At 64.8% G+C, this 15,958-nt stretch carries 13 protein-coding genes and 1 tRNA gene; 8 read left to right on the forward strand and 6 right to left on the reverse strand.

Features of this window, described 5'->3' with window-relative positions:
- Positions 1-52 precede the first annotated feature (52 nt).
- From pth to SAMIE_RS03695, 4 genes are all read left to right on the forward strand, one after another.
- Positions 53-622 (forward strand): aminoacyl-tRNA hydrolase, encoded by a 570-nt coding sequence (gene pth, locus SAMIE_RS03680; RefSeq protein WP_066698880.1) that lies wholly within the window; start codon positions 53-55, stop codon positions 620-622.
- Positions 623-707: 85 nt separating this feature from the next.
- The gene (locus SAMIE_RS03685; RefSeq protein ID WP_169800201.1) at positions 708-1,946 is read left to right on the forward strand and encodes an HD-GYP domain-containing protein; all 1,239 of its coding nucleotides are present in this window, start codon (positions 708-710) and stop codon (positions 1,944-1,946) included.
- Positions 1,947-2,021: 75 nt separating this feature from the next.
- Positions 2,022-3,653: an alpha-D-glucose phosphate-specific phosphoglucomutase gene (locus tag SAMIE_RS03690; protein WP_066698875.1), complete on the forward strand. Its 1,632-nt coding sequence runs from the start codon at positions 2,022-2,024 to the stop codon at positions 3,651-3,653.
- Positions 3,654-3,753: 100 nt separating this feature from the next.
- Entirely contained in the window at positions 3,754-4,437 is a 684-nt protein-coding gene (locus tag SAMIE_RS03695) for a DUF2490 domain-containing protein (RefSeq protein WP_066698872.1), read from the forward strand.
- Between the two features lie 2 nt (positions 4,438-4,439).
- Here SAMIE_RS03695 and SAMIE_RS03700 read toward each other — a convergent pair whose 3' ends face one another.
- A complete protein-coding gene (locus SAMIE_RS03700) occupies positions 4,440-5,318 on the reverse strand; it encodes a TraB/GumN family protein (RefSeq protein ID WP_066698869.1) in 879 nt (292 codons plus the stop codon).
- Positions 5,319-5,322: 4 nt separating this feature from the next.
- On the reverse strand, positions 5,323-6,216 hold the full coding sequence (locus SAMIE_RS03705; protein ID WP_066699025.1) for a TraB/GumN family protein: 894 nt from the start codon (positions 6,214-6,216) through the stop codon (positions 5,323-5,325).
- Between the two features lie 141 nt (positions 6,217-6,357).
- Between SAMIE_RS03705 and SAMIE_RS03710 the strand changes: the two genes are divergently transcribed.
- The 3 genes from SAMIE_RS03710 (at position 6,358) to ppdK (ending at position 12,227) form a co-directional block, all read left to right on the forward strand.
- Positions 6,358-7,230, forward strand: a complete 873-nt coding sequence (locus SAMIE_RS03710) for a glycine--tRNA ligase subunit alpha (protein ID WP_066698866.1) — start codon at positions 6,358-6,360, stop codon at positions 7,228-7,230.
- Positions 7,227-9,389 (forward strand): glycine--tRNA ligase subunit beta, encoded by a 2,163-nt coding sequence (glyS, locus tag SAMIE_RS03715; RefSeq protein ID WP_066698863.1) that lies wholly within the window; start codon positions 7,227-7,229, stop codon positions 9,387-9,389. The genes SAMIE_RS03710 and glyS overlap by 4 nt, the downstream gene beginning before the upstream one ends.
- 138 nt (positions 9,390-9,527) lie before the next feature.
- On the forward strand, positions 9,528-12,227 hold the full coding sequence (gene ppdK / locus SAMIE_RS03720) for a pyruvate, phosphate dikinase (RefSeq protein ID WP_066698860.1): 2,700 nt from the start codon (positions 9,528-9,530) through the stop codon (positions 12,225-12,227).
- A 58-nt stretch (positions 12,228-12,285) separates the two neighbouring features.
- Here the strand turns inward: ppdK and SAMIE_RS03725 are convergent, their stop codons facing one another.
- The gene (locus SAMIE_RS03725; RefSeq protein ID WP_066699023.1) at positions 12,286-12,786 is read right to left on the reverse strand and encodes a hypothetical protein; all 501 of its coding nucleotides are present in this window, start codon (positions 12,784-12,786) and stop codon (positions 12,286-12,288) included.
- 127 nt (positions 12,787-12,913) lie between these two features.
- Between SAMIE_RS03725 and SAMIE_RS03730 the strand changes: the two genes are divergently transcribed.
- Positions 12,914-12,990: transfer RNA gene (locus SAMIE_RS03730), tRNA-Arg, on the forward strand.
- Here SAMIE_RS03730 and SAMIE_RS03735 read toward each other — a convergent pair.
- The 3 genes from SAMIE_RS03735 to SAMIE_RS03750 all read right to left on the reverse strand — a co-directional run bounded on the left by SAMIE_RS03735 (position 12,946) and on the right by SAMIE_RS03750 (position 15,795).
- Positions 12,946-14,643: a recombinase family protein gene (locus tag SAMIE_RS03735; protein WP_083952434.1), complete on the reverse strand. Its 1,698-nt coding sequence runs from the start codon at positions 14,641-14,643 to the stop codon at positions 12,946-12,948. The two genes, SAMIE_RS03730 and SAMIE_RS03735, sit on opposite strands and share 45 nt — an antisense overlap.
- A gap of 334 nt (positions 14,644-14,977) precedes the next feature.
- Positions 14,978-15,469, reverse strand: coding sequence for a type II toxin-antitoxin system YhaV family toxin (locus SAMIE_RS03745; RefSeq protein WP_066698847.1), 492 nt, complete (start codon positions 15,467-15,469; stop codon positions 14,978-14,980).
- On the reverse strand, positions 15,469-15,795 hold the full coding sequence (locus tag SAMIE_RS03750) for a type II toxin-antitoxin system PrlF family antitoxin (protein WP_066698844.1): 327 nt from the start codon (positions 15,793-15,795) through the stop codon (positions 15,469-15,471). The genes SAMIE_RS03745 and SAMIE_RS03750 overlap by 1 nt, the downstream gene beginning before the upstream one ends.
- Positions 15,796-15,958 lie beyond the last annotated feature (163 nt).

The following is a 15,958-nucleotide window of genomic DNA, read 5'->3' on the forward strand; positions in this document are numbered from 1 at the left end:
ACCCCGTTCGGGCCGGTCCCGGACGGGGTTTTGCTATGGTGGAGGAAACAAGATGCAGATCTGGGCCGGGCTGGGCAATCCGGGCACGCAATATGCGATGCACCGGCATAATGTCGGCTTCATGGCCGTCGATCTCATCGCCGACATGCACCGTTTCTCTCCGCCCAAAAAACAGTTTCAGGGCTGGACACAGGAAGGGCGCATCGGGTTGGAAAAGATCGTTCTGCTGAAACCCGCCACTTTCATGAATGAAAGCGGCCGTTCGGTGGGAGAGGCGATGCGCTTCTACAAACTGACCCCGCAGGACGTGACCGTCTTCCACGACGAACTCGACCTCGCGCCCATGAAGGTCAAGGTGAAGCGCGGCGGCGGCAATGCGGGGCACAATGGCCTGCGTTCCACCGACGCGCATATCGGCCCCGATTTCCGGCGCGTGCGCATCGGCATCGGCCATCCGGGCCACAAGGACCGGGTGCATGGCTATGTGCTTGGCAACTATGCCAAAAGCGAGATGGACGCGCTGGCCGAAATGCTGGGCGCCATCGGTTCCGAAGCCGAATGGCTGGCGCGCAATGATGACGCGCGGTTCATGAACGAAATCTCGCTGCGGCAAAGTCATTAGCTGCGATTGTTCGCGACGGCTGCGCGAAACCAGATGTAAATATTTGTTTCGATATACAACCGAAATGACTTCGTCGGCTCCACTGTTGCATATCGCCCCTGCGCAGGCAGAGATCGGCATGTATGTGACAGCGTTCGAGGGGTCGTGGTTCCGGCATCCCTTCTGGCGCGCGGGCTTCCTGATCAGGGACGAGGAAACGCTCGGCAGAATCCGCTCGAGCGACATACGCGCCGTCGTCATCGACACGGATCGCGGAATATCCCCCGCCGCGGATGTCGCAACCGAACGGTCGAGCGGGAAGGATCCGGGCGTAATCGACTTTCCGCCCCCCGACCGGCGGGCCGGAATCGACCTTGAGGTCGAGCGCGCCCGCTCCATCCTGCGGCAAGGCAAGGCGCTGGTGAAGGGTCTGTTCAACGACGCCCGGCTGGGCAAACTCGCCGTCACCGGCGACATATTCCTGCTGGTCTCCGAAATTGCGCGCTCGGTGGAACGGAGCCAGCTCACGCTCATCAACATGGCCCGGCTCAAATCGCGCGACGAATATACCTATCTCCATTCGGTCGCCGTGTGCGCGCTCATGATCAACTTCGCCCGCCATCTGCAGATGCCTGAAGCGCAGGCGCATGAAATGGGGGTCGCGGGGCTTCTGCACGACGTCGGCAAGATGGCGATGCCGCCCGAAATCCTCAACAAGGCGGACCGGCTCACGCCGCATGAATTTGCTGCAATGCAACGTCACCCGATGGCGGGCAAGGAACTGCTGACGGATTGCGGGGATGTGCCGCCCGTCGCGCTGGACGTGGCGCTTCATCATCATGAGCGGGTGGACGGGGCGGGCTATCCCTTCGGTCTCAAGGGCGCGGACATCAGTGTCGCCGCGCGTATGGGCGCGATCTGCGACATCTACGACGCGCTGACCTCCGACCGCTGCTACAAGGACGCGTGGACCCCTGCCGAGGCCATCACCCGCATGGCCAGCTGGCAGGGGCATTGCGACCCTGACCTTCTCTTCACCTTCATGCAGAGCCTCGGAATCTTCCCGCCGGGGCTGCTGGTGCGCCTGCGCTCCAACCGCCTTGCCATCGTTCTGCCCAACGGCCGACGTGCGTCGCGCGCCACCGCCCGCGCCTTCTTCGACGCCCGCGCGCGTGAGTTTCTCGCCGCAGAGGACGTGTCGATCGCCGGCGGCCTGAACGGCGATCAGGTCGTCGGGCGGGAAGAGCCGGCGCACTGGCCTTTCCCGGACTGGGTCCGCCTCCATGCCGACCTGATGGGCGGCAGATATAATCCCCACCTCCAGAAACAGCGGCACGCCGGGTAAAACACCCATATCGCGATTGCGAAAGGTTTCCGCGCCGATCATAACGGCGCATCCCTTCCGCTTCGGAGATCATCCGTGACGATCCAGACTGTCGCCACCCGGCCTTTCCCTGACCAGAAGCCCGGCACATCGGGCCTGCGCAAGAAAGTGCGCGTGTTCCAGCAGCCGCATTATGCCGAAAATTTCGTCCAGTCGGTGTTCGACAGTCTCGACGGATTTGCGGGGCAGACGCTCGTGGTAGGCGGCGATGGCCGCTACCTCAATCGCGAAGTGATCCAGATCGTCATCAGGATGGCGGCGGCCAACGGCTTTGGCCGCGTGCTGGTGGGGCAGGGGGGCATCCTTTCGACGCCCGCCGCGTCGCATCTCATCCGCCGGTCGGGCGCCTTTGGCGGTCTGATCCTGTCCGCCAGCCACAATCCCGGCGGGCCGGATGAGGATTTCGGCATCAAATATAATATCGGCAATGGCGGCCCCGCGCCGGAAAAGGTGACGGACGCGATCCACGCACGCAGCCTCTCCATCGACAGCTATCGCATCCTCGATGCCGCCGATGTCGACCTCGACGCCATCGGTGTCACGCATCTGGGCGACATGGCGGTCGAAGTGGTGGACCCGGTCGCGGCCTATGCCGACCTGATGGAAAGCCTGTTCGATTTCGCCGCGATCCGCGCGATGATCGCGGGCGGCTTCACGCTCGCTTTCGATTCGATGAGCGCCGTCACCGGCCCCTACGCGACGGAGATTTTCGAGCGGCGGCTGGGCGCCCCCGCCGGCACCGTCATGAACGGCACGCCCCTGCCGGATTTCGGCCACCACCATCCCGACCCCAATCTGGTCCATGCCAAAGTGCTTTATGACCGGATGATGGCGGCGGACGCCCCCGATTTCGGCGCGGCGTCGGACGGAGACGGGGACCGCAACCTCATCATCGGCCGCCATTGCTATGTCACTCCGTCCGATTCGCTCGCCGTGCTGGCCGCCAACGCCCATCTCGCGCCGGGTTATGCAGCGGGCCTCAAGGGCATAGCCCGCTCGATGCCCACCAGCGGCGCAGCGGACCGCGTGGCGGAAAAGCTGGGCGTGCCGCTCTACGAAACGCCGACCGGCTGGAAATTCTTCGGCAATCTGCTGGACGCGGGCATGGCGACCATCTGCGGCGAGGAGAGCGCGGGCACCGGCTCCGATCATGTGCGCGAGAAGGACGGCATCTGGGCGGTGCTGCTCTGGCTCAACATCATCGCCGCGCGAAAACAGGGCGTCGCCGACATCATGGCTGGTCACTGGGCGACCTATGGTCGCAATTATTATGCCCGCCACGACTATGAGGCCATCGCCAAGGACAGGGCCGACGCCCTGATGGCGGCGCTGCGGGGCAAGCTCGGCACGCTGCCCGGCACGGCCAACAGCGGCGGGACAGTGCAAAGCGCGGACGATTTCGCCTATACCGACCCCACGGACGGCTCGGTCAGCAGCCATCAGGGCGTGCGCATCCTGTTCGTCGACGGGTCGCGCGTCGTCTTCCGCCTCTCCGGCACCGGCACGGAAGGCGCGACTCTTCGCGTCTATATCGAACGCTATGTCGGACCGGAGGGCGACCTCGCTATGGCGACGGGCGACGCGCTCGCTCCCCTGATCGCCGCCGCGCAGGAGGTGGCCGACATCGCGGGCTTTACCGGCATGGACCGTCCCAGCGTCATCACCTGACCGCCCCGGACACAAATTCACAGCCGGGAAACGGGGCGGAAACATCGCTCTGATAGGGGGCAGGGCGGCCACTCCGGCCCTCCCTCCCTGACGGATCGCCATGCCCCGCCTGACGCCACTATTGCTCGCCGGTTCGCTCCTCCTGTCCACACCAGCGCGGGCGGCGACATCGCAGGACGAGCAGTTCTGGCTCAACCTGACCGCTATGGGATCGGTGAAGGACGAACTCGTCTACTTCGCCGAAATCCAGCCGCGCATCGGCGACGGCGTCTCCCGCGTGGATCAGGCGCTGTTTCGCGGCGCCGTCGGCTGGAAATTCTCGCCCTCCGTGACGCTCTATCAGGGCTTCGCCCATGTCGTCGTGCCGATCGAAGGCGGCAGGGACGTGAACGAAGAGCGCAGCTTCCAGCAGCTAAGCTGGACGCTTGGCAAGCCATGGGGCGGCGAACTGTCGTCCCGCACCCGGCTGGAACAGCGCTGGCGTTCGGACGGCGACGATATGGGCTGGCGGCTACGCGAGATGATCCGTTATGAAAAGCCGCTGCGGCCCGGCAGCGACGCCATCAACGCGCTCGTCTATGCGGAAGGGTTCGCCGCGCTCAACGACACTGACTGGGGCGCCCGCGCGGGCTTCGACCAGTTGCGCAGCTTCGCGGGCGCGGAACTCGGCCTGCCCGGCGCTTCGACGCTCGAAATCGGCTATCTCAACCAGATCGTCAACCAGCGCGGCGGCAACACCCGCATCAACCATGTGGCGTCGGTGACGCTGTTCTTCAGGCACTAACCCTACTGAACCCGCGTCACAGCAAAGCCTTTGGCCTTCAGCATGTCGATCAGATTGCCTTCGCCCGTCAGGTGCCCCGCACCGACCGCGATGAAGGGGCGTCCCGCCATCGGCTCGATGGCCTTCACCCAGTCGCGGTTGCGCGCCGTCAGGATCGCGTCCTCGACCACCGGGTCGGGCTGTTCGCCGATCTCGTCCTCCCGCGCGATCGCCGCCATGTCGCCCTTGACCCAGGCGTTGAGGATACGGTCGTAGAGCGCCTTCATCCCCTTCGCCTCATGGATCGTCTGGACGAGCAGCCTCTGCTGCGCCGCTTCGGGCAGCGTATCGAACGCGCCAAACTGCCGCTCCACCGTCTCCAGCCCGCCGATGGGCTTGCCCGCCTTGCGGAATGCGGCGATCAGCACCGGCTCCACCCCGTCACTCTGGCTGACGCCCAGCGACTGCTGGCTCGCCGCCGACAGCAGCATCGCCGCCGCCCAGCTTTCATAGCCTGACAGAAGCTGCGTGTTCGTGCCCCCGTCCGCCATCGCCTTGCCGAGCGCGGCGACTTCGCCGGGCGGCACGCGCTTCTCCAGCGGCGGCAGGTCGGGGCTGCGGCCCATCTTCTCGAACAGCGCCAGCGTCTTCTGCTCATCCTGAAGGTCCGCGGCTTCCAGCACCAGCCGGTCAGCCTGCGCCATCGCGTCGCGGATCGCGGGCGTCTCCCACGCGATCCCCTTGGGCAGCACATGGATGGTGCCGAACAGCCAGCCTTTCATGCCGCCGCGCTCCACCTGCCACAGCGCGGGACCGCCGCCCGTCTGCGGTTGCGGAGCAGGAGCCTTGTCACAGGCGGGGACGAGCAGAAGCGCGAAGAGCGCGAGCAGCCGGGTCAGCATGACGTCACCGCACCACGCGGGTCGAGTCTACACCCAGCGCCCTGAGCTGGTCCTGCACGCTGCCCTTGCCCGCCAGATGGCCAGCACCCACAGCCACGAACACCGTGCCCGGTTGCGCCAGCCGACCCCTGATCCACTTCGCCCAGTTGGCGTTGCGCCCGGTCAGCAGCACTTTGGCAAGCTCCGGCGTCGCCTCCAGCGACTCGTTCATCATCTTCGCCAGCCGGTCGGGCTGCCCCTTCTCCCAGGTGCGCAGCAGCGATCCGAATTCCTTCTCCATGTCGGGCAGGCCGTCCACCGTGGCATTGAGGAACTGCACCTGCTGGTCCATCGGCAGGTTTGCGAAGAAGCCGACCTGCTGCTCGACCGTCTCCAGCGCATCGACCTTCTTGCCCGCCGCCTGCGCCGCCGCGCGCAGCGTCTTTTCCGCGCCCAGATCGGCCTTGTATCCCATCTTCTCCAGCGGCGCGACGGACAGCAGCATCCCGCTCATCCACGGATTGAAGATCTCGAACGTCTGCCACGGCAACCCGTTGGCGCTCATCGCCGCCTGATATTTGCCGCGCGCTTCCTCGCTCAGCCGGTCCGACATCTTGACCCCGTCGCTCGCCAGCGCCAGCCGCCCCATGGTCGTGGCGATCGCTCGCGGATCGTCCGGCTCGACGATCTCCAGCACCAGTTCGTCCGATGCGTCGAACGCGCGCTTCACCTTGCCATCGAACCAGTCGATCCCCGGCTTCATCACATGGACCGTGCCGAACAGGTAGATGGTCGTGTCGGCGTCCTTGACCTGCCAAAGGGCGGGCGAAGCGGCGATCGCGTCGCGGGCCTGCGCCGCGCCCCCGATCATCAGCAGGGCGGCAGACAGGGTGCGGAGGAGGGCGGATAGCATCTTCATGGGAAACAGATGCGCATCCATGCGCGCAAGGGCAAGCGGGTTTACCCTCTTTGCCCCGCCGCGCCCTTGACCCTTTGGCGGCGTTGCGCCAAGGCGCAGGGCCGAGTTTCCGCCAGAGAGCTTATTCAAGAAGGACCGTTCGTGGCCGAAGGCAAAGCGCTTTCCTTTCAGGATCTGATCCTGACCCTGCACGCCTATTGGGGGCGGCAGGGCTGCGTCATCCTACAGCCCTATGACATGGAAGTGGGCGCGGGCACCTTCCATCCCGCGACGACCTTGCGCGCGCTCGGCCCTGACGCTTGGAACGCCGCCTATGTCCAGCCCAGTCGCCGCCCGACCGACGGCCGCTATGGCGAAAATCCCAACCGGCTCCAGCATTATTACCAATATCAGGTCATCATGAAGCCGTCCCCGGCCAACCTTCAGGAACTCTATCTGGGGAGCCTCGCGGAAATCGGCATCGACCCGCTGGTCCATGACATCCGCTTCGTCGAGGATGACTGGGAAAGCCCGACGCTGGGCGCGTGGGGGCTGGGCTGGGAAGTCTGGTGCGACGGCATGGAAGTCACGCAGTTCACCTATTTTCAGCAGATGGGCGGCTTCGACTGCAAGCCCGTCGCGGGCGAGCTGACCTACGGTCTCGAACGGCTCGCCATGTATATTCAGGGCGTCGACAGCGTCTATGACCTGAAATTCAACGATGCGGGCGTGACCTATGGCGACGTGTTTCTCGAAAATGAGAAGCAGATGTCGAAATGGAATTTCGAGGTCGCGAACACCGACAAGCTGTTCCAGTGGTTCCGGGACTGCCGCGCGGAATATGACCAGTGCATCGAAAACGGCGTCCCGCTCGCCGCCTTCGAACAGGCGATCAAGGCGTCCCACACCTTCAACCTGCTCCAGGCGCGGGGCGTCATCTCCGTGCAGGAACGCGCCAGCTATATGGGTCAGGTCCGCGACATGGCGAAGGGCAGTTGCGAAGCGTGGATGAAGAGCAACGGGTGGGCTGCATGAGCGACTTCCTCCTCGAACTGCGCTGCGAGGAAATCCCGGCGCGGATGCAGGTGAAGGCGTCCGAAGACCTCGCCCGCCTCTTTGCGGAGGAACTGGCGAAGTCCGGCCTGACGCCCGCCGCCATCGACAGCTTCGTCACGCCCCGCCGCCTCGCGGTCATCGCGCGCGATTTGCCAGATACTAACTCGCAATGGGAAGCTCGGATCGTAGAGCGGAAAGGGCCGAGGGGAGATGCCCCGCAGGTCGCCATTGAAGGGTTCATGCGGTCTCTCGCAGAGAATGAGATAGTGGAACTGAAGGAAACTTCTAAGGGCCACGTCTGGTTCGCAAAAAGCGTTTCTACTCCGAAAACCGCCTCTGAGATTTTGGCCGAAGCGGTCCCCGCCGTCATCCGCGCCTTCCCCTGGCCCAAGTCGATGCGCTGGGGCGCGGCCAGTCAGACCACCGAAAGCCTGCGCTGGGTCCGCCCGCTGCAGGGCATCGTCGCGATCCTCGGCGAGGAACTGGTGGACATCGAGGTCGAGGGGATCAGGTCCGGCTTCGCGACGCTCGGCCACCGTTTCCACCATCCGGGCGAGATCACCATCGGCGGCGCGCACGACTATGCGGAAAAGCTGCGCGCCTGCCATGTGATCGTTTCCCATCAGGATCGGCAGGCGATCATCGAGGCGAAGTCTGCGGAGGCCGCCGCCGCGCATGGCTACAGCGTCATCGAGGACAAGGGGCTGGTCGCGGAGAATGCGGGCCTCACCGAATGGCCGGTGCCGCTGCTCGGCGATTTCGATCCGGCCTTCCTTGAGGTTCCGCCTGAAGTCATTCAGCTAACCCTCAGGATAAACCAGAAATATTTCGTGCTAAAGGACGCGACAGGCAAGCTTGCCCCCGCCTTCATCTGCACCGCCAATATCGAGGCGAAGGACGGCGGCGCGGCGATTATCGCGGGCAACCGCAAGGTGCTCGCCGCGCGCCTTTCCGACGCCCGCTTCTTCTGGGAACAGGACCGCAAGACGCGTCTCGCGGACCACGGCAAGAAGCTGGAGCGCATCACCTTCCACGAAAAACTCGGCACCGTCGCCGACAAGGTGGAGCGCGTCGCGAAACTCGCCCGCTGGCTGGTGGAAGAGGGGATCGTCAAGGGCGCGGACCCCGACCAGACCGAGCAGGCGGCCCGTCTCGCCAAAGCCGACCTCGTCACCGAAATGGTCGGCGAATTCCCGGAGCTTCAGGGCGTCATGGGCGGCTACTACGCGCGCGCCGAACGCCTAACCGACGCCGTGGCCGACGCCATCCGCGACCATTATAAGCCGGTCGGGCAGGGCGACGAAGTCCCCACCGCGCCGGTGACGGTGGCGGTGAGTCTGGCGGATAAGTTGGATACTATCGTCAAGTTTTTCCAGCATGATATGAAGCCGAGTGGGTCGAAAGATCCGTTCGCTCTCAGGCGCGCCGCGCTCGGTGTCATCGCCATTGTTCTGGAAAATCGCTTAAAGCTCGATCTGTCCGATGCCACGACGATAGCGTCGGCCGAGCAATTGCATGTCACCGGCCTGTTTCCGGCAGAGGAGGTGATCGACTTCTTCGCCGACCGCCTCAAGGTCCAGCAAAAGGAAGCAGGCGTCCGTCACGACCTGATCGACGCGGTGTTCGCGCTCGGAGGCGAGGACGACCTCGTCCGCCTGCTCGCCCGCGTCCATGCGCTCCAGTCCTTCGTCGCGACCGACGACGGCACGAACCTGCTCGCAGGCTACAAGCGCGCCGCGAACATCCTCAGGAAGGACGCGCCCGACCTCTCTTCCACCCGTCACCCCGGCCTTGAGCCGGGGTCCCGCTTCTCTGACGAAGCGGAAGGCAGCGGGACCCCGGATCAGGTCCGGGGTGACAATAATCCCGTGTCCCTCTACACCCCCGAACCCGCCGAAGCCGCCCTCATCGCCGCGCTCGACGCCGCCGAGCCGCTTGCGCGGCAGGCGGTCGCGGACGAGCGGTTCGCCGATGCGATGGCCGCGCTGGCGACGCTCCGGTCGCCTATCGACGCCTTCTTCGATAGCGTCACGGTCAACGACGCCGACCCGGAAAAGCGCGCGACTCGTCTCGCCCTTCTGGCGCGTGTTCGTGACGCGGTGCATCAGGTTGCTGACTTTTCGAAAATTTCGGGATAGAGCAACGAAATGACAAAACTTGCGGGAACTATGCGAAGTTAAGGCAGCTAAATCCTATCGCATCTCGCAATATCTCGCTAATGCGGCTAGATTGTTGCATCGCACAAACTCGGCAATCAGTGCAGGGAGAGCCGGACCATGATCAAGACGGAAGAGGCCAGCATGAACGACACCGCCACCCGCTATGTCTATCGCTTCGGGGGCGGGGTTAACGATGGGGGGAAGGGCGACAAGAACCTTCTGGGCGGCAAGGGCGCCAACCTCGACGGCATGGCCGCCATCGGCCTGCCGGTGCCTCCTGGCTTCACCATCACGACCGAAATGTGCACCCGTTACTATCAGGACGGCGGCGTCTATCCCGAAAGCCTGAAAGGGCAGGTGGCGGACGGCATCGCGCATATCGAAGGCGTGACCGGAAAGCGCTTCGGCGACGCTTCCGACCCGCTGCTCGTCTCGGTCCGTTCGGGCGCGCGCATTTCGATGCCCGGCATGATGGACACGGTCCTCAACCTCGGCCTCAACGACGCGACGGTGGAAGGCCTCGCCGCCGCATCGGGCGACGAACGTTTTGCATGGGACAGCTACCGCCGCTTTATCCAGATGTATTCGGACGTGGTGCTGGAACTCGACCATGGCGCGTTCGAGGAAGCGCTGGAGATCGCCAAGGAAGATCAGGGCTACACCCTCGACACCGAAATGACCGCCGACGACTGGAAGGCGCTGGTCGGCGAGTATAAGTCCCTCGTCCAGAAGCTCTGGAACAAGCCCTTCCCGCAGGATGTGCACGACCAGCTCTGGGGCGCGATCAGCGCCGTGTTCGGATCGTGGCAGGCGGACCGCGCGAAAGTCTATCGCCGTCTGAACTCGATCCCCGGCGACTGGGGCACGGCGGTCAACGTGCAGGCGATGGTGTTCGGCAATATGGGCGACACGTCCGCCACCGGCGTCGCCTTCACCCGCGATCCCGCGACCGGCGAGAACGCCTATTATGGCGAATATCTCATCAACGCGCAGGGCGAGGACGTGGTGGCGGGCATCCGCACGCCGCAATATCTGACCCTCGCCGCGCGCGAGCGGGCAGGGGCCAAGCCCCTCTCGATGGAAGAGGCGATGCCGGAAACCTATGCCGAACTGGCGCGGGTGTTCCAGATCCTCGAAACCCATTATCGCGACATGCAGGACATCGAATTCACGGTCCAGCAGGGCAAGCTCTGGATGCTCCAGACCCGCTCGGGCAAGCGCACCGCCAAGGCCGCGCTCAAGATCGCGGTCGACATGGCGAACGAAGGGCTGATCTCCGAAGAGGAAGCCGTCGCCCGCGTCGATCCCGCCGCGCTCGACCAGCTTCTGCATCCCACGCTCGATCCCAAGGCGCCGCGCGACGTGCTGACGAAGGGGCTGCCCGCTTCGCCGGGCGCGGCATCCGGCGCGATCGTGTTCGACGCCGACACTGCCGAGCGTCGCAACGAACTGGGCGATGCCGTCATCCTCGTCCGCGTGGAAACCTCTCCCGAAGACATCCACGGCATGCACGCGGCCAAGGGCATCCTGACCGCGCGCGGTGGCATGACCAGCCACGCCGCCGTGGTGGCGCGCGGCATGGGCCGTCCCTGCGTGTCCGGCGCGGGCAGCCTCTCCATCGACAACGCCAACCGGATTCTGCGCATCGCCGGACGCGAGCTGAAGGAAGGCGACATCCTCACCATCGACGGCGCGACCGGCGAAGTCATGGCGGGCGAAGTGCCGACCGTGCAGCCAGAACTGGCGGGCGATTTCGGCACGCTGATGGAATGGGCGGACAAGGTGCGCCGCCTGAAGGTCCGTGCCAACGCGGAAACGCCGCAGGATTGCCAGGTCGCTCGCGAATTCGGCGCGGAAGGCGTGGGCCTCTGCCGCACCGAACATATGTTCTTCGACGCCGCGCGCATCACCGCCGTGCGCGAGATGATCCTGGCCGACAGCGAGAAGGGCCGCCGCGCCGCGCTCGACAAGCTGCTGCCCGAACAGCGCGACGACTTCGCGCAGATCTTCATGGTGATGGCGGGCCTGCCCGTCACCATCCGCCTGCTCGATCCGCCGCTGCACGAATTCCTGCCCCATGGCGAAGCGGAGTTCGAGGAAGTGGCGAAGGCTGCGGGCGTCGGCGTGGAAGCGCTCAAGCGCCGCGCCGCCGAACTGCACGAGTTCAACCCGATGCTCGGCCATCGCGGCTGCCGCCTCGGCGTCACCTACCCCGAAATCTACGAGATGCAGGCCCGCGCCATCTTCGAAGCTGCACTGCTGGTAAAGCAGCGCAGCGGTGAAGCGCCGATCCCCGAAGTCATGATCCCGCTCGTCGCGACCCGCAAGGAGCTGGAACTGATGAAGGCGATCGTCGATCAGGTGGCGAAGGATGTGTTCGCCGAGCAGGGCGCTTCGGTCGACTATCTGGTCGGCACCATGATCGAGCTGCCGCGCGCTGCCCTTAAAGCCGGAGAGATCGCCGAGGTGGGCGAATTCTTCTCCTTCGGCACCAATGACCTCACGCAGACGACCATCGGCATCAGCCGCGACGACGCGGGCCGCTTCCTGACGCAATATGTGGACAAGGGCATCTTCGCCCGCGATCCCTTCGTCAGCATCGACGTGGAGGGCGTGGGCCAGCTCATCGAACTCGCTGCCGAACGGGGCCGCGCGACCCGCCCCGACATCAAGCTCGGCATTTGCGGCGAGCATGGCGGCGATCCGGCCTCCATCGCCTTCTGCGAAAAGACTGGCCTCGATTATGTTTCGGCGTCGCCCTACCGCGTTCCGATTGCCCGGCTCGCGGCGGCGCAGGCCGCGCTCGCCAGCAGGTAACAAAGAAGGGCGGGAAGCGATCTTCCCGCCCTTTCCATATTCCAATGCTCAGGCGGCGTTACCGCGCGCCGGTCAGTCGACCCAGCAGACCCGGCTTTCCCTCGCCGCGTTCCAGCGCGACAGCCTGACCTCTCCAGTCGTCGCGAGAAATGGTGCCGGGGGAAAGCCCCAGCCGCGCCTCCAGCGTCGCCTCCTGTTCGGCATTGAGCGCCGCGATCTGGCCATAACGCTGATAGCCGGCCTCATTGAGCGCAACCTCCTCACGCTGGCTGATGCCGCTGATCCGGCTCAGATCGTCGCGGCCAGGGGCAGCGGCCGCCACTGTCGCCGCGCTGGCGCCTCCAGCGCTGACCGGCGCCGCGTGGCGCTCCAGTTCCCGCACGCGCGCCTCCGACGCTTCAAGACGGGCCTCCCTGTCCTTGAGCGCCGTGCGATGAGCGACCTTCTCGTCCTGCCACAGCCGCTTGAACCGTCCGCGTCCGCTCGTCATCAGGCCCAGTATCCAGCCGATCACGAGCGCAATCGCCAGCAGCGCCAGGTCGTTCATCGTGAAGCTCATCATGGCACTCTCCTTCGCGCACAGGAACGAGGGAAGGGTGGAAAAGTTGCCGACGCCTTTTCGGAGCGCAAAGTGCAAAAAGGGGGTTGCCCAATCTGCCGCGCGCTTCTATCTGCGCGTCTCCAATGCACCCGTAGCTCAGCTGGATAGAGCATCAGACTACGAATCTGAGGGTCGGACGTTCGAATCGTTCCGGGTGCGCCATTTTGGATCAAAGGCACGAACGCCTAGCACCGCCGCCTCTACGCCAGAGGCGGCGGTAAGCGTTCGGAGTAACTCACTGCGCAAGCCGCGAATCCGAACCTCCGTCTTACTGACCACTTCGACACGCTGGGCGACCGCGCGGACGTGATCGCGCGCGAATGAGCCATCGCCCCGCCGGAGCTTTCTGCGCGCCGCCATTGCGAAGGCGCGCAGGCTCTCGGGCGTGATGGTCGGGCCGATCTTCTCAATATGGGCTACCGCCCGTTCGGCGTCGCCCCTGGCCTGGTCGCGTGTTGCCGTCAGTTCGGCGATTCGATCCTTGAGCGAAGGATCGCTCACATCGATGACGCCATTTTCGATCGCATCATAGAGACGCTTGAGCTTGGCTTCGGCCTCGGTCGCGCGGCGCTCCAGATCGGCGACATGAAGGCGCCGCTGATCCACCCATTCGTCGCGGCGTTCGAGGATCTGATCCATCATCTCCTCAAGCCGCTTCGGATCGAGCAGGCGCCACTCCAGATGCCCGACGACGGCTTCGTTCAGCCGATCCATCGGGACCGTGATGCCGGGGCAGCCCTTCGCGCCCTGCCGCGCCTTCGTGGAACAGGTGTAATAGCGATACTCGCGGCCGACGCTGCTGGTGCCGGTGCGCAGCGTCATGGCTCCGCCGCAGCATGCGCAAAAGCAGATGCCGGTGAGCAGCGTCGGGCCGCCCACAGCCATCGGCGGCATCATCTTCGGGCTGCGTGCCTTGAGCGACCGCTGCACGGCCTCGAACTCAGCCTCAGAGATAATGGCGGGCACTTCCATGATGGCGTGCTCGCTCTCGGGCTTGGGCGCCTTGGTGCGATAGTCCCGATAGTTGAACTTGTGCCGGCCAATATAGGTCGTGCGGGTGAGCACCTGATGCACTCCCGCGATGCCCCAGCGCCCGCCGTCGCGGGTGCGGATGTTGTTGTCGTTGAGCCACGTCGCGATGGCCTTGAGGCCCATCGGGCCGTTATCATCGACGCCATTCAGCGCCATACGGTAGACGCGCCGCACAGTCTCGGCCTGGATCGGGTCGATCTCCAGCTTCTTCTTGACCTTCGCGCCGCGGTGCCCGGCCTCGACGATCCGATAGCCGATGGGTGGCCGCGCGCCGTTCCAGAAGCCTTGCCGCGCGTTCTCCTTCATCGACCGCAGCGTGTGCTTGCCGTTCTCCTTCGACTGATATTCGTCGAACAGCGTCATGATCTGGCGCATCATCACGCTCATCGGATCATCGCCCAAATCCTGCGTGATCGAGATCAGTCGCACGCCGTTCTTCGCCAGCTTGCGGACGTAGAACTCGAACTGGAACTGGTCGCGGAAGAAGCGCGAGAAGCTGTGGACGAGAATGACGTTAAACGGCGACGGCTTCTGCATCGCCGCGTCGATCATTGCCTGAAACGCCGGCCGGCGATCGTCGGTCGCGGTGTTGCCCGGCTCGACGAACTCGGCCGCAACCTCCCAGCCGCGCGACAGGCAATAGCCTTCGATCTGGCGGCGCTGGTCGGGGATGGACAGGTCGCTCTCGGCCTGACGGCCGGTGGAGACGCGCAGATAGAGCGCGGCACGGGCCGTCGCCATGACCGGCGGGGTGTCCTCGACGCGAAGGGCGGCGTCGGTCATGGCATGATCCTCCTTATCTCACGGCAAGGGTCCGAACAGGTCGTCCAGCTCCTTGCGCAGATGGCCTTCGATGACGCGCAACTCGGCGTCGCCGATCGGAACCCGCTCGGGCCAATCGTCCGTGACCGTGATCGAACCGCCATCCTTGACGGCGCGCGGGCGGGACGAGGCGCGCTTCGCTGGCGCCTGCATATAATCGTGCAGGTCGTCGAGACCGTCCGACCAGCCGCGCGGCGCGCGACGACGACGTTTGCGAGACAGGGCCATGCGCCAACGCTGATGCCCGCCTGCGCTGGGTGCAAACAATTCGGGCGGGCGTAGCGCAAATAGGGGCTCATGGCGGCTCCGGCGAAGCCGTCGCCAGGCGCTCTTGTGTGTCCGACTCGCTCGCAGCCGCCAACAGAGCCGCCCAATCGTCGGGCGGATTGCCCTTGTCGAGCATTTTGCGGAACACCGCATAGGCATCCGACTTTGATCCGTAGGTGCGCAGTGTGTTCTCGTCGTTCACCCAGGCGAACACGATAACTTTGGCGCTGGTGCTGTAGCGGAAGAACAGCCGGAACCGGCCGCCGCCGAACTTCGCCCGAAACCAGTGCTTGCGGTCGTCGCCCAACGTGCCGCCCTGGCGGTATTCGGGTCGCGTCGGGTCTTGCGGAATGGTCTCGAAGACGAGCTGGCGCATCGCCGCCAGCAGCTTCGCATTGGCCGACTTGTGCCAGCCGCGCGGGTCTTTTTCTCGCAGACGCTCGACGGCCGTCCCCAGCTTCTCGATTTGGTCGAGAAACAGGGGGTGGGCAATGAGCTGCCACCCGTTGACGACCGTCATTAGAGATCGACATCGCCGTCGATCGGCGCATCGAGATCGACCTTAACGCCCTCGGTCAGCGCAGCGATGCGTTCGGCGAGCGCGGGGGACAGCGCGGTCAACGCCTCGGGCCGGCGTTTGATGTCCTCGGCCAGAAACGCCAGAAAGCTGTCGATCGCTGGATCGTCATGCTCGGCATCGGCGCGATGCACCGACACCCCATGCTCATCGACGCGAAATGCGATCTTGCCACCGTAATCGACGCCGAGCGCTTGGCGGACGGACTTCGGTATCGTCGTCTGGCCCTTGGCGGTGATGGTGCTGACTTCTTCGAGCAACGCCGGCATGGCTAGGTCTCCTCTGCCCACAGAATGTAAGGAAAATACCTTACCTTGTCAAGGCGGGGCCTTCCGCCGGCCTTACATCCTTGGCGGCCCATCCCCGGTGTTCAGTCCGATAGAGGAAAAAACTGCTTGATTGCTCCCCGTTGGACTTGCCGGAGGTCCAGCA

The sequence above is a fragment of the Sphingobium amiense genome (assembly GCF_003967075.1).
In the GTDB taxonomy this organism is placed as follows: domain Bacteria; phylum Pseudomonadota; class Alphaproteobacteria; order Sphingomonadales; family Sphingomonadaceae; genus Sphingobium; species Sphingobium amiense.